The 24,974-nt window shown below is 71.1% G+C and carries 20 protein-coding genes; 5 read left to right on the top strand and 15 right to left on the bottom strand.

Translation table 11 applies throughout. The features are described from left to right. Nucleotides 1–130 precede the first annotated feature (130 nt). On the top strand, nt 131–1,252 hold the full coding sequence (gene disA, locus JW613_RS30865; RefSeq protein ID WP_099883335.1) for a DNA integrity scanning diadenylate cyclase DisA: 1,122 nt from the start codon (nt 131–133) through the stop codon (nt 1,250–1,252). Nucleotides 1,253–1,369: 117 nt separating this feature from the next. Here the strand turns inward: disA and JW613_RS30860 are convergent, their stop codons facing one another. Beyond that, on the bottom strand, nt 1,370–2,218 hold the full coding sequence (locus tag JW613_RS30860; protein WP_209214170.1) for a hypothetical protein: 849 nt from the start codon (nt 2,216–2,218) through the stop codon (nt 1,370–1,372). Between the two features lie 301 nt (nt 2,219–2,519). On the opposite strand from JW613_RS30860, the gene JW613_RS30855 reads away from it, so the two are divergent. Continuing rightward, nucleotides 2,520–3,491 carry an iron-sulfur binding domain-containing protein gene (locus JW613_RS30855; protein WP_209214169.1) on the top strand — a complete coding sequence of 324 codons (972 nt, stop codon included), beginning with the start codon at nt 2,520–2,522 and terminating at the stop codon, nt 3,489–3,491. 195 nt (nt 3,492–3,686) lie between these two features. Here JW613_RS30855 and JW613_RS30850 read toward each other — a convergent pair whose 3' ends face one another. Further along, complete coding sequence (locus JW613_RS30850) at nt 3,687–5,369, bottom strand: MDR family MFS transporter (protein WP_209214168.1); 1,683 nt, start codon at nt 5,367–5,369, stop codon at nt 3,687–3,689. Nucleotides 5,370–5,482: 113 nt separating this feature from the next. Here JW613_RS30850 and JW613_RS30845 point away from each other — a divergent pair, with 113 nt between their 5' ends. Beyond that, entirely contained in the window at nt 5,483–6,091 is a 609-nt protein-coding gene (locus tag JW613_RS30845) for a TetR/AcrR family transcriptional regulator (RefSeq protein ID WP_209214167.1), read from the top strand. 82 nt (nt 6,092–6,173) lie between these two features. Here the strand turns inward: JW613_RS30845 and JW613_RS30840 are convergent, their stop codons facing one another. Beyond that, on the bottom strand, nt 6,174–6,896 hold the full coding sequence (locus JW613_RS30840) for a M23 family metallopeptidase (RefSeq protein ID WP_209214166.1): 723 nt from the start codon (nt 6,894–6,896) through the stop codon (nt 6,174–6,176). Between the two features lie 408 nt (nt 6,897–7,304). Here JW613_RS30840 and JW613_RS30835 point away from each other — a divergent pair, with 408 nt between their 5' ends. Continuing rightward, complete coding sequence (locus tag JW613_RS30835) at nt 7,305–10,502, top strand: NACHT domain-containing protein (protein ID WP_209214165.1); 3,198 nt, start codon at nt 7,305–7,307, stop codon at nt 10,500–10,502. A gap of 134 nt (nt 10,503–10,636) precedes the next feature. After that, nucleotides 10,637–13,213 (top strand): NACHT domain-containing protein, encoded by a 2,577-nt coding sequence (locus JW613_RS30830; protein WP_209214164.1) that lies wholly within the window; start codon nt 10,637–10,639, stop codon nt 13,211–13,213. Between the two features lie 102 nt (nt 13,214–13,315). Here JW613_RS30830 and JW613_RS30825 read toward each other — a convergent pair whose 3' ends face one another. The 12 genes from JW613_RS30825 to JW613_RS30770 form a co-directional block, all read right to left on the bottom strand. Next, the gene (locus JW613_RS30825; protein WP_099883327.1) at nt 13,316–15,841 is read right to left on the bottom strand and encodes an ATP-dependent Clp protease ATP-binding subunit; all 2,526 of its coding nucleotides are present in this window, start codon (nt 15,839–15,841) and stop codon (nt 13,316–13,318) included. Between the two features lie 584 nt (nt 15,842–16,425). Then, on the bottom strand, nt 16,426–16,764 hold the full coding sequence (locus JW613_RS30820) for a histone-like nucleoid-structuring protein Lsr2 (protein ID WP_099883326.1): 339 nt from the start codon (nt 16,762–16,764) through the stop codon (nt 16,426–16,428). A gap of 160 nt (nt 16,765–16,924) precedes the next feature. Continuing rightward, nucleotides 16,925–17,449, bottom strand: a complete 525-nt coding sequence (locus JW613_RS30815) for an amino-acid N-acetyltransferase (protein WP_099883325.1) — start codon at nt 17,447–17,449, stop codon at nt 16,925–16,927. Nucleotides 17,450–17,458: 9 nt separating this feature from the next. Next, nucleotides 17,459–17,869, bottom strand: coding sequence for a BlaI/MecI/CopY family transcriptional regulator (locus tag JW613_RS30810; protein WP_209214163.1), 411 nt, complete (start codon nt 17,867–17,869; stop codon nt 17,459–17,461). Between the two features lie 126 nt (nt 17,870–17,995). Then, complete coding sequence (locus tag JW613_RS30805) at nt 17,996–18,166, bottom strand: hypothetical protein (RefSeq protein ID WP_209214162.1); 171 nt, start codon at nt 18,164–18,166, stop codon at nt 17,996–17,998. 147 nt (nt 18,167–18,313) lie between these two features. Further along, on the bottom strand, nt 18,314–19,042 hold the full coding sequence (locus tag JW613_RS30800; RefSeq protein WP_209214161.1) for a hypothetical protein: 729 nt from the start codon (nt 19,040–19,042) through the stop codon (nt 18,314–18,316). A 138-nt stretch (nt 19,043–19,180) separates the two neighbouring features. After that, complete coding sequence (locus JW613_RS30795; RefSeq protein WP_209214160.1) at nt 19,181–19,978, bottom strand: type III pantothenate kinase; 798 nt, start codon at nt 19,976–19,978, stop codon at nt 19,181–19,183. Then, nucleotides 19,978–20,994, bottom strand: a complete 1,017-nt coding sequence (nadC, locus tag JW613_RS30790; RefSeq protein WP_209214159.1) for a carboxylating nicotinate-nucleotide diphosphorylase — start codon at nt 20,992–20,994, stop codon at nt 19,978–19,980. The genes JW613_RS30795 and nadC overlap by 1 nt, the downstream gene beginning before the upstream one ends. After that, on the bottom strand, nt 20,991–22,769 hold the full coding sequence (locus JW613_RS30785) for an L-aspartate oxidase (RefSeq protein WP_209214158.1): 1,779 nt from the start codon (nt 22,767–22,769) through the stop codon (nt 20,991–20,993). The genes nadC and JW613_RS30785 overlap by 4 nt, the downstream gene beginning before the upstream one ends. Continuing rightward, on the bottom strand, nt 22,766–23,632 hold the full coding sequence (gene panC / locus JW613_RS30780) for a pantoate--beta-alanine ligase (protein ID WP_209214157.1): 867 nt from the start codon (nt 23,630–23,632) through the stop codon (nt 22,766–22,768). Before panC ends, JW613_RS30785 begins: the two co-directional genes overlap by 4 nt. Further along, the gene (locus tag JW613_RS30775) at nt 23,629–24,687 is read right to left on the bottom strand and encodes a Rossmann-like and DUF2520 domain-containing protein (RefSeq protein ID WP_307866109.1); all 1,059 of its coding nucleotides are present in this window, start codon (nt 24,685–24,687) and stop codon (nt 23,629–23,631) included. Before JW613_RS30775 ends, panC begins: the two co-directional genes overlap by 4 nt. Before the next feature lie 65 nt (nt 24,688–24,752). Continuing rightward, on the bottom strand, nt 24,753–24,953 hold the full coding sequence (locus tag JW613_RS30770) for a hypothetical protein (protein ID WP_209214156.1): 201 nt from the start codon (nt 24,951–24,953) through the stop codon (nt 24,753–24,755). Nucleotides 24,954–24,974 lie beyond the last annotated feature (21 nt).

Below are 24,974 nucleotides of genomic sequence, written 5' to 3'. Positions count from 1 at the left end.
CGACCACGAGCACCACGGGGGGGCTGTGCGCGGCACCGCGAGGGGGACCGGCACGGCCTCTTCGCGAAGGTGCGGTGGATCCGGTGGTCGAGGAAATGCCGACAGGCACCCGCACGACCGAAGGAGTGCAGTGGCAGCCAACGACCGGGCAACGGTCCCCGGCAGGGCCGAGGGGGCGTCCGGCCTGATGCGCGCCTCACTGAGCGCGGTCGCGCCCGGAACGGCGCTGCGCGACGGGCTGGAGCGCGTCCTGCGCGGCAACACCGGCGGGCTCATCGTCCTCGGCATGGACAAGAACGTCGAGCAGCTGTGCACCGGCGGCTTCGTACTGGATGTCGACTTCAGCGCGACCCGGCTGCGCGAGCTGTGCAAGCTGGACGGCGCGCTCATTCTCGACAAGGACATCTCCAAGATCGTCCGGGCGGGTGTGCAGCTGGTCCCCGACGCCTCCATCGAGACGGAGGAGACCGGCACCCGGCACCGGACCGCGCAGCGGGTCTCCATCCAGACGGGCTATCCGGTCGTCTCCGTCAGCCAGTCCATGCGGCTGATCGCCCTCTACGTCGACGGGCAGCGACGGGTCCTGGAGGACTCGGCCGCGATCCTCTCCCGCGCCAACCAGGCCCTGGCGACCCTGGAGCGCTACAAACTGCGCCTGGACGAGGTCGCCGGGACGCTCTCCGCGCTGGAGATCGAGGACCTGGTCACCGTGCGGGACGTGACAGCCGTGGCCCAGCGCCTGGAGATGGTGCGCCGGATCGCCACGGAGATCGAGCAGTACGTCGTGGAGCTGGGCACCGACGGACGACTGCTCTCCCTCCAGCTGGACGAGCTGATCGCGGGCGTGGAGCCCGAGCGCGAGCTGGTCGTACGCGACTACGCGCCGCAGACGGTCGGCGCGGGCCGCCGGGTACGTGCCGTGCCCGAGGCGCTCAACGACCTCGACCGGCTCACCCACACCGAGCTGCTCGAACTGGCCACCGTGGCACGGGCGCTGGGCTACAGCGGCGCACCGGAGACCCTCGACTCGGCCGTCTCGCCGCGCGGCTTCCGGCTGCTGGCCAAGGTGCCCCGGCTGCCGGGCACCGTCATCGACCGGCTGGTGGACCACTTCGGCGGGCTGCAGAAGCTGCTCGCGGCGAGCGTGGACGACCTCCAGGCGGTGGACGGTGTCGGTGAGGCGCGCGCCCGCTCGGTCCGCGAGGGCCTCTCCCGGCTCGCCGAGTCCTCGATCCTCGAACGGTACGTGTGACGGCTGCCTCACCGGTGGCCGCCTCGCGGACGGCCGCCGCGCCGAAGGTGCCTCACCGCGCTCCGCGCCGTCGGCCACTCCCTGCGAGCGCTGTCCCGGTCCGCTGCCGGCCCCCGGTCACTTCACCAGTTCGAAGGACGTACGGACCGTCTTGAGGCCCTTGATCTTCACCTCGACCTCGTAGGTGCCCGGCTTGGGCGCCTCGAAAGTGGGCGTACCGCAGTTGGCCGCACTGGCCTTCCGGAACCAGGTGAGGGTGTGCGTCGAGCTGCCGTCGCCCGGCACCAGACGCGGCATCGGCTTCTTGGTGGGCGGGCAGTCGTCGGAGCGCCAGAACTTGGCGTCCTGCGGATTGTTGATCGTCACGATCGTCGCGGTACGGCCGAGGTCGATCTTGCAGGCACTGCCCCGCTCGTTGGTGACCTTCAGCTCGAACTGCGGCCGCTCGCCGGGCCCGTACTCCCGCTGGACGCTGCGCAGTTTCACCTTCACCTCGCCCGGCCGGCAGCTCGCCACGTTCGACGGCGCCGGAACGCCGGCCGCGCCCCCGCCACCGGTGCCGCCGGAGCCCGAACCCTGTGAATCGGCACCGTCGTTGCCCGCTCGGGAGCCGCTCCCCGCGCCCCAGCCGGAGCCGCCGGCCGAGGTCTGGTCCTTCTCGTCGGAACCGCCGGAGCCGGCGGAACCGCCCGAGCCGTCCGAGCCGCCGTCCTCCTCGTCCCGGCCGCCCGGGCGCTCGCTGATCGCCGGGCCGGAGTCGGTGGGGCCCGGAGTGATCGTGCTGGCGGGTCCGTTTCCCTTGTCGCCGTTCCTGCCCTCGTTGCGGGCGCTGTCGCCGCCACCGAGCGAGGTCACTGCCCAGACGACGATCAGGACCAGCAGCGCGAGGACAGCAAGGGCAACTGCCCTCCGGCGCCAGTAGATGGAGGAGGGAAGCGGCCCGATCGGATTGCGCAGAGATCCCACGCGGAAACCTTACGAGACATCAGCCACACCACAGGACCGTACCCACCGCTCACAGCACCAATTGTTGTGATGAGCGGCCCAGTACAGCCGGTGCGTGAGTGCTTCGCGGTCATCTGTGCCGCTTTGCTGAGGGCTTCGGCGATTCTTGGGATTAACCGCTGTAAGCGGGCTATGCGGCGTGTGGGGCGTCCACGGCATCTCGACGGATACGTCACAGTTGGGTCGCGGAAGTGGCGGACAGGCTTTCGTACCGCGTGTGCGTTTTTCGGATGAGGAGCGCCGTGCCAGGATCGGTCGTGCCATGACTGCGACCACCGAGACTCCCCAAGCCGCTTCGGCCGGCGCCCCGTCAGCGCGCGCCGCGGAAACCGAAGCCGTCGACCCCGCCCTGCGCGAGACGGCGCGCGCCCTCCATGCCCCCGTCGTCGACTGGTTCGCCACACACGCCCGCGACCTCCCCTGGCGCCGCCCGGAGGCGGGCGCGTGGGGCGTCATGGTCAGCGAGTTCATGCTCCAGCAGACTCCCGTCAACCGCGTACTGCCGGTGTACGAGGAGTGGATGAAACGCTGGCCGCGCCCCGCCGACCTGGCCGCCGAGGCACCCGGCGAAGCCGTGCGCGCCTGGGGCCGGCTCGGCTACCCACGCCGCGCCCTGCGGCTGCACGGAGCCGCCAAGGCCATAGCGGAACGGCACGGCGGCGAGGTACCCCTCGAACACGCCCAGTTGCTGGCTCTGCCGGGCGTCGGCGAATACACGGCGGCAGCCGTGGTGTCGTTCGCGTACGGCAAGCGGCACGCGGTGCTCGATACCAATGTGCGCCGGGTCTTCGCGCGCGCCGTCAGCGGCAGGCAGTACCCGCCCAACGCGACCACCGCGGCCGAACGGAAGCTCGCCCGCGCGCTGTTGCCGGAGGACGACGAGACCGCCTCCCGCTGGGCGGCGGCGACGATGGAGCTGGGCGCGCTGGTGTGCACGGCCCGCAGCCCCCAGTGCGGACGGTGCCCGATCGCGGCGCAGTGCGCATGGCAGCTCGCGGGCGCGCCCGAGCACCAGGGCCCCGCGCGGCGCACCCAGGCGTACGCGGGTACCGACCGGCAGGTGCGCGGACGGCTGCTGGCCGTGCTGCGCGCCGCCAAGGAGCCGGTTCCCCAGTCCGACCTCGACCGCGTCTGGCACGAGCCCGTCCAGCGCGCACGGGCGCTGGACGGACTGGTGGCCGACGGTCTTGTCGAGCCGCTGGACGGCAAGCGGTACCGCCTGCCGCTGAGCTGAGCCGCAGCCGCAGCCCCGGCAACGGTGCCGGGGCCGGTGGCGGTGCCGGTGTGGCGTGTCGGTACCGGCCGGTGCGGCCCGGTGGTTGCTGTCCCTCGGCACCGCAGGGCCGCACCACAGGGCCGCACCACCGGGCCTTCACCGCTGCCCGCAACGCCCCCCGGGCCTGCTCGCCCTGTGGCGGCGGGAGGAGCGCTACCCCGCTGCGGGGACTCCGTCCTCCTCGGGCTCCGCCGACTTCTGCGCTGCGGCGTCCTTGAGCGGGACCTCCTTGATGAACCAGGCGGCGACGAAGGCGAGCACCGTGACCCCCGCCGCGAGCAGGAAGACGGCGTGGGTGCCGTTGACGACCGCGTGTTCATAGGCCGCCCGCACCTGCTCCGGGAGCTTTTCGAGGGAGGCGGCGTCGAGCTGGGCGCCGCCCTCGGTGAGCTTGGCGGCGGGTCCGCCACCCGCGTCGCCGGCCGCTGCGGCGCTCTCCTTCATGGAGTCCTCCACATGGGTGGCGAAGATGGTGCCCATCAGGGCGACACCGAAGGAGCCGCCGATGGTGCGGAACAGGGTGGTCGTCGACGAGGCGACACCCATGTCCTTGAGCTCCACGCTGTTCTGCGCGATGAGCATGGTCAGCTGCATCAGGAAGCCCATGCCCGCACCGAGCACCGCCATGTAGAGGCCGGAGGTCAGGCGGCTGGTGCCGACGTCCATCTGGGCCAGCAGAAAGAGGCCCACAGGTATCAGCGCGCCGCCCACGATGGGGTAGATGCGGTACTTCCCCGTCTTGGTCGTGGCGCGCCCGGTGACCACGGAGACCACCATCATCGGCAGCAGGACGGGCAGCAGGAGCAGCCCGGAGTTGGTGGCCGAGGCGCCCTGGACGCTCTGCTGGTAGAGCGGCAGGAAGGTCATCGAGCCGAACATCACGAAGCCGAGCAGGAAGCCGATGAAGGCGACCAGGGAGAAGTTGCCGCTGCGGAAGACGCGCAGCGGCAGGATCGGCTCGGCCACCCTGCGCTCGACGAAGGGGAAGGCGACCAGCGCGGCCACGGCGAGCGCCCCGATGCCGATGATGGTGGACGAGCTCCAGTCGTACTCCGTGCCGCCCCAACTGGTGACGAGCACGGCGGCGGTGATGCCCACCGTCAGCAGCACGGCACCGGTGTAGTCGATACGGCCTTGGGAGCGCTTCTTCGGCAGGTGCAGCACGGTGCCGACCATCGCGAGCGCGACGGCGCCCAGCGGCAGGTTGATGTAGAAGGCCCAGCGCCAGCCGAGGTGGTCGGTGAGGGTGCCGCCGACGAGTGGCCCCCCGATCATGGCCAGCGACATCACCCCGGCCATCATGCCCATGTATTTGCCGCGCTCCCGGGGCGGGATCAGATCGCCCATGATCGCCATGGCCCCGACCATCAGCCCGCCGGCGCCCAGCCCCTGGAGGGCGCGGAAGCCGATGAGCTGACCCATCGTCTGGGCCGCCCCCGAGGTCATCGATCCGGCGAGGAAGATGACGATCGAGGTGAGGAAGACGCCCTTGCGCCCGAACATGTCGCCGAGCTTGCCCCACAGCGGTGTGGAGGCGGCCGTGGTGAGGGTGTAGGCGGTGACGACCCAGGAGAGGTGTTCGAGGCCGCCGAGCTCACCGACGATCGTCGGCATGGCCGTGCCCACGATCATGTTGTCCAGCATCGCGAGCAGGACAGCGATCATCAGCGAGAAGAGGACCAAGCGCACGCTGCGCGGCTTCGGTCCGGCGGCTTCCGCGCCGGGGCCGGGCCCGGCCGCCTCCTTGACTCCTCCTTGTCCCGGGCTCGACTCCTGCTTGTCTTCGGTGTCCCCCTTTTCCCGTTCCGCCTGGTTTGTCGCGCCACTGGCACCCATGCGCGGCCACTCCCCTTTTGCTTGCCACTTACTTGCCGCACGGCTAGTTCAGTACGATGGACCAAGCTAGGGCGCTCCTAGCCGGGCGTCAAGTAAGTTTTGAAGGGGTCGGCATGAGCAGGGGAAACACCCGTCAGCGCATCCAGGACGTCGCCTTGGAGCTCTTCGCTGAGCGCGGTTACGAGAAGACCTCGCTCCGGGAGATCGCCGAGCAGCTCGGCGTCACCAAGGCCGCGCTGTACTACCACTTCAAAACGAAGGAAGACCTGCTCACCAGCCTGTTCGAGGACATGGTGCTGGGCCCGGCCGACGAGGTGATCGCCTGGGCGAAGGCCCACCAGCCGAGCCGGCTGGAGACGAAGCTGGAGATCCTCAGCCGCTACAGCGCGTGCATCAGCAACGCCACCCCGCTCGTACGGTTCATGCACGAGAACCAGGCGGCGCTGCGCGATCTGGCCATCGGCGAGCAGATGAAGGAACGTATGTTCCTCCTGCTCGGATTGATCAAGGACGAGAACGCCGCCCTCACCGACCAGGTGCGCTGCAGCTCCGCCCTGTTCACCATGCACTCGTCGCTCTTCACCCTGGAGGGGACGAAGGCCGACCCCGAGGAGAAGCGCAAGGCGGCCCTGGAGGTCGCCCAGGAGCTGGTCACGGCGGCCCACCACGGCTCGGGCGACACACCCCCGGGCCGGGAAACGGGCAGCGCCCGTCACGAGTGACGGGCGCTGCTGCCGACTCCGGTACGTCCCCTGAACCGGAGCGCTCTGTGGCGCGGGCCGAGAGGCGTCGTGGCGTCGTGGATCAGAAGGTGACGCCGACGGCGCGCATGGCGGCCTGCGGGTCGACGGCCGTGCCGTAGTTCGGACCCTTGCGGATCTCGAAGTGCAGGTGCGGCCCCGAGGAGTTACCGGTGTTGCCGGACTCGGCTATGGTCTGGCCGGTCTTGATCTGCTGACCGGGCTTGACGTTGATCTGCGACAGGTGCGCGTACTGCGAGTACGCACCGTTGTCGTGCCGGATGACGATCGCGTTGCCGTACGCCGGACCGTCGCCGGCGCCGTTCGGACCCGCCTTGACGACGGTGCCCTTGTGCACGGCCTGGACCGGGGTGCCCACGCTCACGGCGAAGTCCTGGCCGGAGTGGTTGTGCGCCCAGCGCCCGCCCGCCTTGCCGTAGGAGGCGCTCAGCTCGTACTTGCCGTCGATCGGCTTGATCCAGGAGGTCTGCAGGCGCTCGGCGTCCCGGGCGGCCTTCTGGGCCGCGCGCTTCTTCGCCTCGGCGGCGCGCTCCTTCGCCTTCGCGGCGGCCTCGGCGGCCTTGCGGTGCGCGTCGGCCTGGGCCTTCGTGGACTCGGCCAGGCTGCTTGCCGTGCCGGTCGCGAAGATGTCGTGCTGAGCCGTGCCGGCGTCGGCCTTCGCCGCGGCCAGAGCCGTGCCGGCCCCCAGGGCCATCGTCGCGCCGAGACCGGCGGCCAGCGCCGTGGTGTAGGTCCTGGCGCGCTTGGTGGTCCTAGACATCGTCATAGGGGTGCTACCTCCGGAAGGGGGTTGGTTCAGTGCGCCTCGATGTGGACGCGACCCCCTTGGTAACCCGCCAGAAAACGGACATCAAGGACTGTTATTACTAAAGAGCTCCGTAGTAACACGAGAGACCCACATCACCCGGCGCTTCGAGCTGGGGCCCCACCCCACCGGTCGACGCCGTACGCGCCCCGGGACCTCCTATCGCGCTTCGTACCCCCCGAAATCCCTGTGCCGCACCTCACGGCCCCTCCGCGCCGGATGTGGCCCCGCTCATATGACCCCGCTCACCCCCACCGCCCCGAGGAGCAGGAGGGGGCCCTCATCGACGCGACCCGCGCGCCCCTCTACGCTTGCTCGCCGTACGCGGCCCCGTACTGCGGGGAGTTGAGGCCGAACGGGGGGTTACGGATGGACGCGGGGGTCGTCGGACTGCGCATCGCCTCCAGCGTGATGGCGCCGCTGGTGAAACGACTGTTCGTGAGGGAGGGTCCGGGCGCCGGGCTCGTGGACCGGCCGGTACGCGTGAGTGGGCTCGTCTCCTTCACGGAGCGGCGCGAGCTGGGCCGGCGGGAGCTGGACAAGCTCGCCGCCGAACTGGTCGACCGCGCCGTACGGGATCTCGGGCCGCACGAGGCGCCCTCGCCCCCGGAGGCCGAGCGCGCCTCCGCCCGACTGGCCGACACCCTGCACGCGCTCGGCGATATCGGCCTCAGCGATGTGGAGGCCGTCAGCCTCGGCCACACCGACTTCGCCCGCGCCCTGCACGCGCAGGCCACCATGCACGACCCGCACCCGGACGCCGCCCCCGCCGAGGAAGCGCTCTACCAGCGCGTCCTGGAGACCGCCTGCCTGCACATCCTGCACTTCCTCACCCAGCGCTCCACCTTCGTGGCCCGCACCCTCGTCGAGCAGAGCCGCAGGCTGGGCGAGCTGATCACCCTCGTCGACGTCCTCATCGAACGCGTGCCCTCCCAGTCCGCGCAGGACGCCGGGTTCGAGCAGCAGTACGCGCGCTACATCGCCAACAAGCACCGCACCCTGACCATCTACGGCATCGACATCCAGCAGGCGAGCGAGTGGCCGCTGGACACGGCCTATCTGAGTCTGGAGGCGACGTCCGACGAGCGCGGCTTCGGCCCGTTCGACGACCCGGCAGGCACCTCGGCCGTTGCCTCGGTCGGCTCCGGCGCCGTGGAGGCGCAACCCGTCGAACAGGCGCTCTCCGGGCATCAGCGGGTACTGCTGCGCGGCGTCGCGGGTTCCGGGAAGACCACGCTCGTGCAGTGGCTCGCCGTCACGACGGCTCGCCAGTCCGAGCTGACCGGACGGCTGGCCCATCTGATCGGCCGGGTGCCGTTCGTGCTGCCGCTGCGCACCCTCACGCGGAGCGGCGCGGCACTGCCCCCGCCCGCCGACTTCCTGGCCGCCGTGGGCTGCCCGCTGGCCGGAGCCCAGCCCGGCGGCTGGGCCGACCGCGTGCTGGCGGCCGGACGCGGCGTACTGCTGATCGACGGCGTCGACGAGGTACCGGAGCAGGAGCGCACCCGCACCCACGGCTGGCTGCGCGACCTGCTGCTGGCCTACCCGGACAACCTCGTACTGGTGACCTCGCGCCCCTCCGCCGTACAGGAGAACTGGCTGGCCGGCGACGACTTCACCGAGCTGTCCCTGGCCCCCATGCGCCCCGCCGACGTCGAGCTGTTCGTCGCCCGCTGGCACGCGGCGGCCGAGGCGGACGAGGAGATGGCCGCCTCGCTGCGTACTGCCGTGCGGACCAGGCCCGACCTGTCCCTGCTGGCCACCAATCCACTGATGTGCGGGCTGATCTGCGCGCTGCACCGGGAACGGCACGGCTTCCTGCCCCGCGGCCGCAAGGCACTGTACGACGCCGCGCTGTCCATGCTGCTGGAGAGGCGCGACCGGGAGCGCGCCGTCTTCGCCACCGGAGAAAGCGTCGAACTGGACGAGGAATCCCAGGTCGAGCTGTTGCAGAAGCTCGCCTACTGGCTCATCCGCAACGGCCGGTCGGAAATGTCGCAGAGTGACGCGGTGGAACTGGTGGAGCGGATGCTGCCCGCGATGCCGTACGTCGCCGAGCAGGGCTCTGCGACAGACGTCTTCCGCTTTCTGCTGGTGCGCTCCGGACTGCTGCGCGAGCCGGGGCACGGGGCTGTCGACTTCGTCCACCGCACCTTCCAGGACTACCTGGGCGCCAAGGCGGCGGTCGAGGAGCGCGACTTCGGCGTACTGGTGGGCAACGCGCACCTGGACCAGTGGGAGGACGTGGTGCGGATGGCCGTCGCCCACGCCCGACCCGACGAGCGGGCACGGCTGCTGCGCGGGCTGGTCGAGCGGGGGGACGCGGAGCCGGGGTGCCGGACGCGGCTGCACCTGCTGGCGATGGCATGCCTGGAGCACGCCACCAAATTGGACCCCGGGGTGCGGGGGGAGGTCGAGGAGCGGGCGAAGGAGCTGATTCCGCCGCGCAACATCGATGAGGCGAAAGAGCTGGTGCCGCTGGGCGGGGTGGTGCTGGATCTGCTGTCGGGGCTGGAGGAACTGGACGACGACGAGGCGGTGGCCGTCGCCCACGCCGCCGCCCAGATGGGTACGGACGCGGCGCTCGTACTGCTCAAGCGATTCCTGGGCCACCCGTCATCGGCCGTGCTCCAGCAACTCGCGGGGCACTGGGACCGGTTCGACGCGGACACGTACGCGAAGGAGATTCTTGCCGACCTTCCCGACCGGCGTTATGTGCGCGTCACCGCGAGCACCCATGAGCACCTTGTGTGGCTGCGCAGGCTGGGACAGCGGTCGACCTCGCGCATCAGAGGCGCGTTTTCCGAGCGGGAGATCCTCGAAACCCAGCCCGCTCCCGACCAACTGGTGGAGCTGGCCCTCTCCCGGAATCACCTTGTCGACCAGCTGGAATTCGTCCAGGCGTTCCCGAATCTCGAAGAGCTCGACCTCCGCGAATGCCCGGTGACGGACCTCTCGCCGCTGGCCGGCCTGCCGCTGTCCACGCTGTACCTGTGGGACGTGACGACGCTTGCGCGCCTGGAAGGAATCGAGGCGCTGCCCGGTCTCCGCTTGCTGGGAGTACGCGAAGGAACGCCCTGCCCGGAAATGGCGCGGATCGCCCACCTCGCCGAGTTGGACTCCCTTCTCCTCCCCGAGGAGACCAGGAGCGTCAAAGGCATCTCAGCCCTCCGCAATCTGCGAGTCCTGTACCTCTCCGGGGTGGGGCACCGGCTCCCGGAAGAGGACTGGAGCGAGTTGGCCGAACTGCCCCGCCTCCAGGAACTCTCCTGCGAGCCCCACCACCTGCTCAACCTACGGACCTCTGGGGCGCGGCTGACGAAGCTGTCCGTGCTGCAGGTGTCCCTCGGCGGAAGTCCGTTCAGCATGCGACTGGCCCCGGAGACGTGCCCCTCGCTGAGAACCCTCGTCCTCACCGAGCCTGCGGGCTCGGTCTCTCTCGCCTCCCTGGCCAAACTTCCCAACCTCCAACACCTCACGCTCTCCCGCCCCCAAGGCCCCATCGACCTCACCTCCCTCCCCTCTCACATCGAGGTCACCGTCGCTCCCCCGCCCCGCCGAGGCTGACCCGAACACAGGGTGACCGGAGCCACACGTACGGCCTACGCTGGTCATCAACCAGTCAACAGACCACCGTCAACAGCCGTCAGCACGTCGTCACCCGCCCGCTGCCGTCGCCCAACGCCAGGGAGTCCCCACGCATGGACCCCGCCGTCCGGCTCGCCTCGACCATCGCCGATCCGCTCGTCTGCCAGCTCCTGCTGCCCGTGGAGGCCACACCCGACCGGGCGCAGGCCGAGGAAGAACTGCTGGCGCGGCTCGTCTCGTTCCGCGGAGAGAACCCGCCGCTGTCCTACGAGACGCTGCTGTCGCTCGCCCGAGAGCTGGTGGGCCTGGCAGCGCTCGCCCACCGGCTGCCGCCCGAGGACGAGGAGCCCGTCGCCGCCGTACTCTCCCGCACGCTGTGGATCATCGGGGAGTTGGACACCACGGATGTGCAGGCCGTGCGGCTGGGGCCGCAGGACTTCGCGCGCAAGTTGCGCTCCGCGGTGCCGGGTGCGGACCGGGAGCTGAATCCGGACGCGGCCTGGTTCCACGACCGGCTGCTGGTCACCGTCTGCCTGCATCTGCTGCACCATCTGATCCGCCGCTCCCCCGTCCTCGCCGACCGCATGCCGGAACGCGCCCACCGGATACGGCAATTGATCGACCTGAACGATGTGGAGGCCGTACGGGGCCGTCCGGAGCCCTCCGCGGTGGACGCCGAGTTCGAGGCGCGCTACGCCCGTTCCATTGCCGAGCAGTACAACCGCGTGACCATCTACGGCATCGATCTGCCCAACCCGAACACCCCGGACAGCTGGTCGCTGGACGCCACCTATCTCAGCCTCAGCGCCGAGTTCGACAGCCCGGACCGGCGGGCGGACCACAGCGACAGCGGTGAGCCCGTACTCCCCGCCGACCGGGCGCTGGGCGGCCACGAGCGGGTACTGCTGCGCGGCGTCGCCGGCTCCGGGAAGACGACGCTGGTGCAGTGGCTCGCCGTCTCCGCGGCGCGCGACGCGCTGCCGCCCGAGCTGAGCTCGCTGCGCGGCCGGATACCGCTGGTCCTGCCCGTACGCCGGTTCGCGCGCGAGGGCTTTCCCTCTCCGGAGGACTTCCTGCGGGCCGTCCGCCATCCGCTCGCCGACGCGGCGCCCGACGGCTGGGTGGCACGGGTGCTCACCGAGGAGCGCGGGCTGCTGCTGGTCGACGGCATCGACGAGGTGCCCGAGTCCGAGCGGGCGGCGCTGCGCGGCCAGTTGCGCCGGCTCATGCGGATCTACTCGGGAAACTTCTGCCTGGTCACCGCGCGGCCCTCGGCGGTGGAGCCCAACTGGCTGGCCGACGAGGGCTTCGACGAGCTGGCGCTGGCCCCCATGAGCCGCGACCAGGTCGCCGCCTTCATCACCGCCTGGCACACGGCCGCCGCCGACGACGAGGGCAAGGACCACCGGCGGCTGGCCGAGTACCGCGACCAGCTGCTGTCCTCCATCCCGCTCTACCGCGAACTGCGCGGACTGGCGACCAACCCGCTGATGTGCGGCCTGATCTGCGCACTGAACCGCGACCGGTCGGGCTCCCTGCCGCAGGGCCGCAAGGAGCTGTACGAGGCCGCAATGGAGATGCTGCTGCAGCGGCGCGACCCGGAGCGCCGGGTGCTGTACGCCGACGCGGTCAAGCTGCGGCGTGGGGCGCGGGAACGGCTGCTGCGCAAGCTGGCGTACCGGATGCTGGTCGACCGGCGGGCCGAGCTGACCATGGACGAGGCGTTGGAGGAGATATCCCGGCATCTGCCGGCCATCCCCTCCACCGCGGGCCAGGGCCGCCCGGAGGACATCTTCAACCATCTGCTGCTGCGCACCGGACTGCTGCGCGAGCAGTCCGACCGGTCCATCGAGTTCGTCCACCGCACCGTGCAGGACTACCTGGCCGCCAAGGAAGCCGTCGAACAGGGCGCCTTCGACATGCTGCTGGACCACGCGCACGAGGCCGAGTGGGAGGAAGTCATCCGCATGGCCGTCGCTCATGCGCGCCCCGCCGAGTGCGCACGGCTGCTGGGCGGGCTGCTGGCGCCCGGCCGCAAGGGCATGCAGCGCAACCGGCGGCGGCTGCTGGCGGCCGCCTGCCTGGAGCATGTGACGGAGCTCGACCCGGACACCCACGCCCGCATCCGGCGCGAGACCCGCCACATGGTGCGGCCCACCACCCTGGAGGGCGCCCGCAGCCTGGGCTGGGTGGGCCCCATAGTGCTGGAGATGCTGCCCGAGCCCAGCAGCGTCCCGGACAAGGAGGCGCACCGGCTCGCCGTGACCGTCACCCGGATCAACGACGACGCGGCTATCCACTACCTCGCCCAGCTGCGGAACCGGGCGTCCCTGGAGCTGCGTGCCGAGCTGGCGCGGGGATGGCGGAACTTCGACACCGACCGGTACGCCGAGGAGATCATCGCCCACCTCGATCCCGAGGGGCTCTACTACCCCGTCTCCGACCGGTTCGAGCTGGCCGCGTTGCGGAAGCTGGGCGGGAGGGCGCGGGTGCAGATCGTCGGGCCCTTCACCCCCGACGAACTGCTGGAGGGGCTGGTGCACGATCAGCTCACCCATCTGTGGCTCGCCTACGACCTCGGCGTACCGATGGGGTGGCTCGCCGCCTTCCCCCAGCTGACGACACTGCGGGTCAACCCGCGGCTGCCGCGCGTGACCGGGGTGCCGGACGGTGTGCGCATCCTGGCGTGACCCGGCCCACGGTGCCGCAGGGCGCCCGCGCAGCACGAGAGGGACCGACCCACTGCGGGTCGGTCCCTCTCGTGCTGCGCAGCGCTCAGGCCGTCGAGCCGGTCACGCCTCCTTGCTCAGGTTGGGGCCGCCGCCTGCGGCGGACTCCACCGGAGGCGCGTCCGGAAGGGCGGACTTCTCCTCGCCGCGGAAGGTGAAGGACTTGGTCTCGCCCTCACCCTCGGTGTCGACGACCACGATGTGACCGGGCCGCAGATCGCCGAAGAGGATCTTCTCCGACAGCACGTCCTCGATCTCGCGCTGGATGGTCCGGCGCAGCGGCCGGGCACCCATCACGGGGTCGTAGCCCTTCTTGGCGAGCAGCTCCTTCGCGTCGGTGCTGAGCTCGATGCCCATGTCCCGGTCCTTCAGCCGCTCGTCCACCTGCGAGAGCATCAGGTCGACGATGCGAATGATGTCGTCCTGCGTCAGCTGGTGGAAGACGACGGTGTCGTCGACACGGTTGAGGAACTCGGGCCGGAAGTGCTGCTTGAGCTCGTCGTTGACCTTCGCCTTCATCCGCTCGTACCCGGCCTTGACATCACCCTGGCCGGCGAAGCCGAGGTTGAAGCCCTTGGAGATGTCCCGGGTGCCGAGGTTGGTCGTCATGATGATGACCGTGTTCTTGAAGTCCACGACCCGGCCCTGGGAGTCGGTCAGCCGACCGTCCTCCAGGATCTGCAGCAGGGAGTTGAAGATGTCCGGGTGCGCCTTCTCGACCTCGTCGAACAGGACGACGGAGAACGGCTTGCGGCGCACCTTCTCGGTGAGCTGACCGCCCTCCTCGTAGCCGACGTAGCCGGGCGGGGAGCCGAAGAGCCGCGAGACGGTGTGCTTCTCGCCGAACTCCGACATGTCGAGGGAGATCAGTGCTTCCTCGTCCCCGAACAGGAACTCGGCCAGCGTCTTGGACAGCTCGGTCTTACCCACACCGGAGGGGCCGGCGAAGATGAACGAGCCACCGGGGCGCTTGGGGTCCTTCAGACCCGCACGGGTGCGCCGGATCGCCTGGGAGAGCGCCTTGATGGCGTCCTCCTGGCCGATGACGCGCTTGTGCAGCTCGTCCTCCATGCGCAGGAGCCTGCTGGACTCCTCCTCGGTGAGCTTGAAGACCGGGATGCCGGTGGCCGTCGCCAGGACCTCGGCGATCAGCTCCTCGTCCACCTCGGCGACGACGTCCATGTCGCCGGCCTTCCACTCCTTCTCCCGCTTGGCCTTCTCGGCCAGCAGCTGCTTCTCCGTGTCACGGAGAGAGGCGGCCTTCTCGAAGTCCTGCGAGTCGATCGCCGACTCCTTGTCCCGGCGCACGTTCGCGATCTTCTCGTCGAACTCGCGCAGGTCCGGCGGAGCGGTCATCCGGCGGATGCGCATCCGCGAGCCCGCCTCGTCGATCAGGTCGATCGCCTTGTCGGGCAGGTAGCGGTCCGAGATGTAGCGGTCGGCCAGCGTGGCCGCACCGACCAGGGCGGCGTCGGTGATGGAGACGCGGTGGTGCGCCTCGTACCGGTCGCGCAGGCCCTTGAGGATCTCGATGGTGTGCGGCAGCGACGGCTCCGCGACCTGGATGGGCTGGAAGCGGCGCTCGAGGGCCGCGTCCTTCTCCAGGTACTTGCGGTACTCGTCCAGCGTCGTGGCACCGATGGTCTGCAGCTCGCCGCGGGCCAGCATCGGCTTGAGGATGCTCGCCGCGTCGATGGCGCCCTCGGCGGCGCCCGCGCCGACCAGGGTGTGCAGCTCGTCGATGAACAGGATGATGTCGCCGCGCGTACGGATCTCCTTGAGCACCTTCTTCAGGCGCTCCTCGAAGTCACCGCGGTAGCGGGAGCCGGCGACCAGCGCGCCCAGGTCGAGGGTGTAGAGGTGCTTGTCCTTGAGGGTCTCGGGCACCTCGCCCTTGACGATGGCCTGCGCCAGCCCCTCGACGACGGCGGTCTTGCCGACGCCGGGCTCACCGATGAGCACGGGGTTGTTCTTCGTACGGCGGGACAGGACCTGCATGACCCGCTCGATCTCCTTCTCGCGCCCGATGACCGGGTCGAGCTTGGACTCGCGGGCAGCCTGCGTGAGGTTGCGGCCGAACTGGTCCAGGACGAGCGAGGTGGACGGCGTGCCCTCGGCGGGTCCGCCGGCCGTGGCGGCTTCCTTGCCACCGGAGTAACCGGACAGGAGCTGGATCACCTGCTGGCGCACCCGGTTCAGGTCAGCGCCGAGCTTCACGAGGACCTGGGCGGCAACGCCCTCGCCCTCGCGGATCAGCCCCAGCAGAATGTGCTCGGTACCGATGTAGTTGTGGCCGAGCTGAAGGGCCTCGCGGAGCGACAGCTCCAGCACCTTCTTGGCACGAGGAGTGAAGGGGATGTGGCCGGACGGCGCCTGCTGGCCCTGTCCGATGATCTCCTCCACCTGCTGGCGGACAGCCTCAAGCGAGATCCCGAGGCTCTCCAGTGCCTTAGCGGCGACACCCTCACCCTCGTGGATCAGGCCCAGAAGGATGTGCTCGGTGCCGATGTAGTTGTGGTTGAGCATCCGGGCTTCTTCCTGAGCCAGGACGACAACCCGCCGCGCGCGGTCGGTGAACCTCTCGAACATCGTTAATCGCTCCTCAGAGCGGTCAGGCAGTGAGGGGACGCTCCCCTCGCTGTCCTTCCGCAGCTTAGTCCCGCAACGGGGGACCGCTCATTCCAACTGCCGACTGCGGCCCGGTCGACCCGGTCGATCATGCGCCTCCTGCCCAGGACAGCCGACACCAGTTCCAACCCGATGGTGCGAGACGATGTTCCCGCAGGCCAGGCGTATTCACCTGGATCCACTACGCCGAAGGCGAACACCCCCGCACCGACGCATGCGCCGTGCGGCGACACCTGTCACCGAGCACCCCCGCTCCGCCCCTGCCACCTGGGGCTTCCTGGCCGTCAGAGCCTTCTTACCCGCTCGCAGTGACAATCCATGCGGCATCCGCCGGATACGGCGCCCCACATCCGCTGAGGGCGAACAGGCGGGCGCTCCTCCCGGAAGAAACCGTAGAGCGAGCACGGCGGGTGACGGGCATCAACAATGTGTGACAAGGAGGGCGGCGGCGGCTGGGCCGGGGTCCCTGGGGGAGGCCGCCGCACGGGGGCCTCCCGAACCGGGACGGCCTTCGGCGTCGAAGTCGACCGCTGGGCCGGAAAGCGTCAGCCGTTGGCCTTCTCGTACGCCTCGCGAATGCTGGCCGGAACACGACCGCGGTCATTGACCTCGTAACCCTGCTCCTTGGCCCACGCGCGGATCTTCGCGGTGTCCTGGCTGCTGCCGGAAGCGGAGCCGGAGCGGCTGCCCTTTCCGCGCGAGGAACGGCCACCGGTACGCCGGCCGTTCTTCAGATAGGGCTCAAGAGCGGAACGGAGCTTGTCCGCATTAGCGGTGGTGAGGTCGATCTCGTAGGACTTACCGTCCAGCGCGAACGTCACCGTCTCGTCCGCCTCGCCGCCGTCGAGGTCGTCGACAAGAAGAACCTGAACCTTCTGTGCCACCTGCTACTCCCATTCGTCCTTGGATAACGGATTACAGATACCGACGTGGAAAGCAAACCGCTTTTTCCGGAGAAACACAAACCCTGTGCTGAGTTTGCTCCGCGACTCCGCTGGGATTGGCGGGACCTTTCGGACATAGTGGCGGCGTACCGTCCACGGTTCACAGATGCAGCAGCATGCGACTGTTACCCAAGGTGTTGGGCTTCACTCGTTCGAGACCGAGGAACTCGGCCACGCCCTCGTCGGGGGAACGCAGCAGCTCGCTGTAGACATCCCCGTCCACCGGAGTCTCGCCGATCTCCGTGAAGCCGTGCTTGGCGAAGAAGTCGACTTCGAAGGTGAGACAGAAAATGCGCCGCACCCCGATCCACCGGGCGGTGCGCAACAGCTTCTCCAGCAGCAGATGACCGACGCCGGTTCCGCGCTGGGAAGGGTCCACCGCCAGGGTCCTGACCTCCGCGAGATCTTCCCACATGACGTGCAGCGCGCCGCATCCGACGACTTCCGCGTCCGCATCCCGTTCGGCCACCCAGAACTCCTGGATGTCCTCGTAAAGGGTCACGGTGGCTTTGTCGAGCAGGATGCGGTCGCGCGAGTAGGAGTCGATCAGGCGGCGCACCGCCGGGACATCGGCCGTACGTGCCCTTCGGATGGTGACCTGGGATAGCGGTGCGCGTTCTGCCATGAACGGACGCTATCGACCCTCGCCCTCGCCGCCCGCAGCGGGGGGATCGAGATGCACACCGTTCAGATGTACGACGCGCAAGGCGTTGCGGAGCACATCGACCTGTTCCGGCGACATCATCCCGAAGAAGTCGACAAGTGCGGCGGCGGGGTTGTCGCTGGCCGACCATGCCTCGTGCATGAGAGCCGCCGAGTATGCGGCCCGGGTGGAGACAGCCGCATATCGATAGGCGCGGCCTTCTTGATCCCGCCTCAGCCAGCCCTTCTGGCGCAGGTTGTCCATTACGGTCATCACCGTCGTGTACGCGACGGTGCGTTCGTTCTGGAGATCTTCGAGGACTTCCCGCACAGTGACCGGGCGGTTCCAGCGCCATACCCGGGTCATCACGGCGTCTTCCAGCTCTCCCAATGGCCTCGGCACAGAAGAATAATAGTGGAAAATGTCCGAATCGAGGGAATTACCCGGAAGGCGGGCGGGGTCGGCCGGAGACGGCTGCGACCCGGCACCGGTTCGGCATCGGCCGTCGGCGCCGACGGCGGCGCCGGTTCAGTTCCGGCGCTTCTGGCGGGCGACCTCACCACGCGGGACGGCGGCGTTCACGATGCCGTCCTCCTTGGCCTTGTTGGCGCCGCCCTGGGTCCTGACGATCGTCACGATGAGCGCCGTGAATGCCACTGCCATCACGAGCGGCGGAGTGAGTGCGGCGACGTAGTCCATGACTGGGCCTCCTCGGTGGACGGACCCCCAGGGTAACGCCGGGCCCGCACGCCTTACGGGCCCCCCTGCCGGGCGGGTCCGCCCGGCCCCGTACCGGCGGGGGCCGGGCGGCGGCGCTGCCGCGCGGGGGCGGATCGGTCGGAGCGGTCAGGCGGGAACGGACAGGTGCCGCGGGCCGGGCGCCGATTCCTCCGTGTCCGTCTCCCCGGGAGGCGGCTCGGAGGGGGGCGTGGGCGGGGACTGGCGGCGGCGGGGCGGGAAGACCTCGGCGGGGGTGGGCACCGGCCGGGAGGGCGCGGGCTCCGGGGAGCCGGGGCGCTTGGCCGGGCCGGGCTTCGCGGGGCCGGGCGACGGCTTCCCCTGCCGCTGCGGCGCCGACTCGGGCCCGTCGCCGCCCTGCTCGTCCTCCTCCGACGCCCTCCCGGCGGGGATCCGGACACCCGGGAGGCGGGCGGCGGAGTCGTCGCGGGGTTGGCGGCCCCGGGGGATGCGGGCCGCCTCGGCGCGCCGGAGCAGGTCCTGGCGGCGGGCCCGCTCCCGGGCGCCCGCCGGCCGGGCGGTCAGGGCGCGGAGCGCGGACAGGTCGGCGGGTACGGGGAGGTAGCCGGTGGCGAGGGCCGCCTCCAGCTGGTCCAGATAGCCGGCGGCGGCACCCGGCAGCGCCGCGCGGTAGCGGGCGAGGTCCGCCCGCACGAAAGAACGCAGCCGGGCACCCTCACGGACCGTCTCGTCCACGGCCTGGGCGAGCCGCAGATACTCCCGGGCCTGCTCGGGCGCGGGGTCGGACTGGAGGGCGATGGCGAGAGCGCCGCCGAGCACACGCAGCTCGTGCGGGCCGAACGCCACGCCGCCTCGGGAACCGTATGGCGTGGGCATGAGGCGACGATAGAGGACACAAGAGCTAAATGTGCTTATCGCCCGATTCACGGCGTGGCGCCCTACGGGCCGCCGAAACCGCCGACGGAACCACCGGCCCCGCCGGCCCCGTCAGCCCCGTCAGCCCCGTCAGCCCCGTCAGCCCCGGTCGATGTTGCGCTCGTACACCAGGCGCAGCCCGATCAGCGTCAGCCACGGCTCGTGCTCGTCGATCACCGCCGACTCGCCCAGCACCATGGGGGCGAGACCGCCGGTCGCGATGACGGTGACGTCCTCCGGATCGTCCGCCAGTTCGGCCGCCATCCGGTTCACGACTCCGTCCACCTGGCCGGCGAAGCCGTAGACGATGCCCGCCTGCATCGCCTCGACGGTGTTCTTGCCGATCACGCTCCGCGGCCGGGCGATCTCGATCTTGCGGAGCTGTGCGCCACGCACACCCAGCGCGTCCACCGAGATCTCGATGCCGGGGGCGATGACGCCGCCGACGTACTCACCGCGCGCCGAGACCGCGTCGAACGTGGTGGCCGTACCGAAGTCGACCACCACGCACGGGCCGCCGTACAGCTCGACCGCGGCCAGCGCGTTGATGATCCGGTCGGCGCCGACCTCTTTCGGGTTGTCCATCAGGATCGGCACGCCCGTCTTGACCCCGGGCTCGACCAGCACCGCCGGAATGTCGCCGTAGTAGCGCCGGGTCACCTCGCGCAGCTCGTGCAGCACGGAGGGAACGGTCGAACAGATGGCGATGCCCTCGATGTTGTCGCCCAGCTCCTCGCCGAGCAGCGGATGCATCCCCATCAATCCGTGCAGCAGCACGGCCAGTTCGTCCGCCGTACGACGCGCCTCCGTCGCGATGCGCCAGTGCTCGACGATCTCCTCACCGTCGAACAGGCCCAGCACGGTGTGGGTGTTGCCCACATCGATGGTGAGCAGCATCAGGGCTGCTCCTCTCGCAGGTCCAGGCCGATGTCGAGGATCGGCGCCGAGTGGGTGAGCGCTCCGACGGCGAGGAAGTCGACGCCGGTGGCCGCGTATTCGGCGGCGTTGGCCAGGGTGAGGCGCCCGGAGGACTCCAGCCGCGCACGGCCCGCGACCAGGGTGACCGCCTCGGCGGTCATGCCCGGGGTGAAGTTGTCCAGCAGCAGCAGCTCAGCGCCCTGATCCAGCACCGGCGGGATCTGGTCGAGGCTGTCGACCTCCACCTCGATGGGGAGGTCCGGGAACTCGGCGCGCACCCGCGCGAACGCCTCGGCGACCCCGCCCGCCGCGATCACGTGGTTGTCCTTGATGAGCGCCGCGTCCGACAGCGACATCCGGTGGTTGACGCCGCCGCCGCAGCGCACCGCGAACTTCTCCAGCGCGCGCAGCCCCGGCACCGTCTTGCGGGTGTCGCGCACCCGCGCCTTCGTACCCTCCAGCGCGTCCGCCCAGGCGCGGGTGGCGGTCGCGATACCCGAGAGGTGGCACAGCAGATTGAGCGCGCTGCGCTCGGCCGTGAGCAGGTCCCGGGTGCGGGTGCGGACGGTCAGCAGCCGCTGGCCCGCGGTCACCCGGTCGCCGTCCAGCGCGTGCCGCTCCACCTCGAACTCGTCCGTGCACACGACGGACAGGACGGCCTCGGCGACGCGGAGCCCCGCGACGGTACCGTCCTCACGCGCGGTGAAGTCGCCCGTGGCGACGGCGTCCTCCGGAATGGTGGCGACGCTGGTGACGTCCACGCCGCGGTCGAGATCCTCCTCGACCGCCAGATGCGCGATGTCCTCGACCTGCACCGGGTCCAGGCCCGCGTCGCTCAGCAGCTGGGCCAGGTCGGGGTCGAGACCGCACTCCAGCGGGTCCAGGTCGTCCGGGCCGGGCTCGGACGAGCAGCCGCAGCCGTCGCCGCAGCCACCTGACTCGGACGGTGCCGAGGGGCCCCTGCCGATCTGGAGGAGGGGGAGGTCGTCGGTCACTGTTGCTCCTTGGGCGGGGCGACGACCGCGGGGAAGCCGGTCGTCTGGGTCGTACGGAGGGTGAACTGGGCGTCGGGGCGCGCCGCGCCGTCCAGGCCGACGATGATGTGGCGGCGCCACACGGCGTCGTCGCGGCCGGGGTGGTCCTCGCGCCAGTGGCAGCCCCTGGTCTCCTCGCGGCGGAGGGCCGCCGCCACCAGCACCTGGGCGACCAGGTGGAGGTTGGCCGTCTCCCAGGTGTCGACACCCGGCTCGGGGTGCTTCTCGGCCGCTGTGGCGGTCAGGGCTGCCAGTCGGTCCGCCGCGCGGGTGAGGGAGTGCCCGCTGCGCAGGACTCCGGCGCCCGCCGTCATGATGTGCTGGATCCGGCCGCGGGCGGTGGCGGGCAGGAGAGTCGTCCCGGCTCCACCGCCGACGGCCGGGCCGCTGCCGACCGAGCGACTGCCGACCGCGCCGTCGTCGGCCACGGCGCCGGGCGGCGTCCGCACGGAGGCGAGCACCGAGGCGGCGATCCGTTCCGCGAAGACCAGGCCCTCCAGCAGGCTGTTCGACGCCAGCCGGTTGGCGCCGTGCACACCGGTACAGGCGACCTCTCCGCAGGCGTAGAGGCCGGGGACCGTGGTGCGCCCGGACAGGTCCGTTCGGACACCGCCGCTGGCGTAGTGGGCGGCGGGGGCGACCGGGATCGGCCGGGTGACCGGATCGATGCCGTGGGCTCGGCAGGCGGCCAGGATGGTGGGGAAGCGGGCCTCCCACATGGCGGCGCCGAAGTGCCGGGCGTCCAGATACATGTGGTCGGTGCCCTGCTCCGCCGCGCGCCGCATGATGCCCTTGGCGACGATGTCGCGCGGCGCCAGCTCGGCGAGGGGATGGGCGCCCTGCATGAAGCGGACCCCGGCGGCGTCGACCAGGTGGGCGCCCTCGCCGCGTACCGCCTCGGAGATGAGCGGCTGTTGGCCCTCCGCGTCGGGGCCGAGGTAGAGCACCGTCGGGTGGAACTGGACGAACTCCAGGTCCGAGACCTCCGCGCCGGCCCGCAGGGCGAGAGCGACGCCGTCGCCGGTGGAGACCGCCGGGTTGGTCGTCGCGGCGAAGACCTGGCCCATGCCGCCGGTGGCCAGTACGACGGCGGGCGCGCGGACGGCGCCGACACCGTCGTGCTGGCCCTCGCCCATGACGTGCAGTGTGACACCCGCCGTACGGCCGTCGGCGTCCTTGAGCAGGTCGAGGACGAGTGCGTTCTCGACGGTGCGGATACCCCGGTCGCGCACGGCGTCGACCAGGGCGCGGGAGATCTCGGCGCCGGTCGCGTCACCGCCCGCATGGGCGATGCGGTTGCGGTGGTGGCCGCCTTCGCGGGTCAGGGCGATCTCGCCGGTCTCGGCGGAGAGGTCGAAAGCGGCGCCCGCCGCGATGAGCCGCCGTACGGCAGCGGGACCCTCGGTGACCAGCGTGCGCACCGCGTCCTCGTCGCACAGCCCGGCGCCCGCCTCCAGGGTGTCGTCGAGATGCTGTTCGGGGCTGTCGCCCTCGCCCAGTGCCGCCGCGATACCGCCCTGGGCCCAGCGGGTGGACCCGGCGTTCAGCCGGGCCTTGGTGACCACGACGGTACGAGCGCCGCCTGCCGCGCAGTTCAGCGCGGCCGTCAGTCCCGCGACGCCCGAGCCGACGACCACCACGTCGGCGTCGATCGTCCAGCCCGGCTCGGGTGCGGGCAGCGCGCTGCCGGCTATGCCGGGTCCGACGGGTTCGCAGGGCCGGCCGTGGGCGGTCATCGCGCTTCTCCGAAGTGCAGGGGGACGTTGTCGATCAGCCGGGTCGCCCCCGCGCGGGCCGCCACGGCGAGGACCGCGGCACCGCGCCAGGCGTCGTCGGTGATCTCGGCGAAGCCCTCGCGGTCGACCAGCGCCACATAGTCCACGTCCAGGCCGTCGTGCCCGGCGGCGGACTCCAGCACCTGCCGTGCGGCGGCAAGGACCGCCGCCGGGCCCCGCGGCACGGCCTGCTCACCGGCGCGCAGGGCGCGGGAGAGGGCGAGGCCACTGGCGCGCTCGCCCTCGCTCAGATAGCGGTTGCGGCTGGAGAGGGCGAGGCCGTCCTCCTCCCGGACGGTGGGGACGGCGACGATCTCCACGGGGAAGTTCAGATCCCGCACCATGCGGCGGACGAGGGCGAGCTGCTGTGCGTCCTTCTGCCCGAAGAACGCCGCGTCCGGTGCCGTGAGGTGCAGCAGCTTGGCGACGACGGTGAGCATCCCGTCGAAGTGCCCGGGGCGGAACGCGCCCTCCAGCACGGCGCCCATCGGCCCCGCGGAGATCCGTACCTGGGGCTCGCCGCCCGGGTAGACCTCGGCCACGGACGGTGCGAACACCACGTCCGCGCCCTCCTTGCCGGCGACCTCCAGATCGGCGTCCAGGGTGCGCGGGTAGCGGTCCAGATCCTCCCCGGCGCCGAACTGGAGCGGGTTGACGAAGACGGTGACGACGACCTGTCCCTCGGGGCCCACCCGCTCGCGCGCGGCACGCACCAGCGCGGCGTGGCCCTCGTGCAGGGCGCCCATGGTCATGACGACGGCGCGCGCCCTCCCGCGGGCAAGGGAGCGCAGCTCGGCCGCCGTACCGACGACTCGCGGCGTCATGCGCCTGCCTCCCCGTCCTCGTCGCGGCCGACGCCGTCGTCACCGTCGTCGGTGTCGCCGTCGTGGCCGGTGGCGGAGGGGCGGTCGTCCGGGCGGCTGCCGCCGGGCGTGCTCGCCGCCGCGAGGACGTCCAGCAGCGCCTCGGCGGGCTCCGGCCGGAGCAGGCCGTGCGCGAGCGCGCGGTCGGCGGTGGCGCGGGCCATCGCGAGATAGCCGTCCACCGTCTCCGGAGCGCTGCGGCGCAGCTCGGCGACGTGTGCGGCGACGGTGCCCGCGTCGCCGCGCGCCACCGGGCCGGTCAAGGCGGCGTCACCGGAGCGCAGGGAGTTGTCCAGGGCGGCGCCCAGCAGCGGGCCGAGCATCCGGTCGGGGGCCTGCACACCGGTGGCGCGCAGCAGGTCCATCGACTGGTTGACGAGGGTGACCAGGTGGTTGGCGCCGATGGCCAGGGCCGCGTGGTAGAGCGGGCGGGCCTGTTCGGCGACCCACTCCGGCTCGCCACCCATCTCGATGACGAGGGCTTCGGCCGCCAGCCGCAGCTCGTCGGGCGCCGTCACCCCGAACGCGCAGCCGGCCAGCCGCTGCACGTCCACGGCGGTACCGGTGAACGTCATCACCGGGTGCAGCGCGAGCGGCAGCGCCCCGGCACGCAGCGCGGGCTCCAGCACCGAGACACCGAACCGGCCGGAGGTGTGCACCATCAGCTGACCGGGGCGGACGGCGCCGGTCCGCGCCAGCCCGGACACCAGATCCGGCAGCGCGTCGTCGGGCACGGTCAGCAGGACGAGCTCGGAGCGGGCCAGCACCTGCGCCGGGTCCATCAGCGGCACGCCGGGCAGCAACTCGGCCGCGCGGCGCCGGGAGGCGTCCGAGACGCCGGAGGCCGCCACCGGGCGGTGCCCGGCCAGCCGCAGCGCCGCCGCCAGCGCCGGGCCGACCCGGCCGGCGCCGACGACACCGACGGACAGCCGCGCCGGGCGGTCCTCGGCCCGTGCCGGGCCCGCTGGATCGGGCCCCGGCGGTCCGCCCGCGGGGTGGGATGGGTGTGCGTTCACGAAAGTGGCCTTCCGTATGCGTTCCGGTCCGCTCAGTTGCCGGTACCGGACGAGACCACGCCATGCTAAGCCCTCCGCGCGCGTCGGCGCGGGGTCCGGGTGGCGGTCCTCCGCGCGGTCGGGCCGAGCTGGTCGCGCGCCTCCTTGCGGGCCACCCACCACGCCCACAGGAGCTTCGCCTCGTGGGTGCCGGGTGCCGGGGGCGGCGCCTGCTGCTGGGAGCCGAGCCGCCAGGTGTCCAATGCGTACTGCTCAGAGATGCTCATGTGGACGACAGTGCGACGCGA

This window comes from Streptomyces smyrnaeus, assembly GCF_017676345.1.
GTDB classification, from domain to species: domain Bacteria; phylum Actinomycetota; class Actinomycetes; order Streptomycetales; family Streptomycetaceae; genus Streptomyces; species Streptomyces smyrnaeus.
Note: the sequence above shows the minus strand (reverse complement) of the source record. Positions and strands in the feature narration are given on the sequence as shown.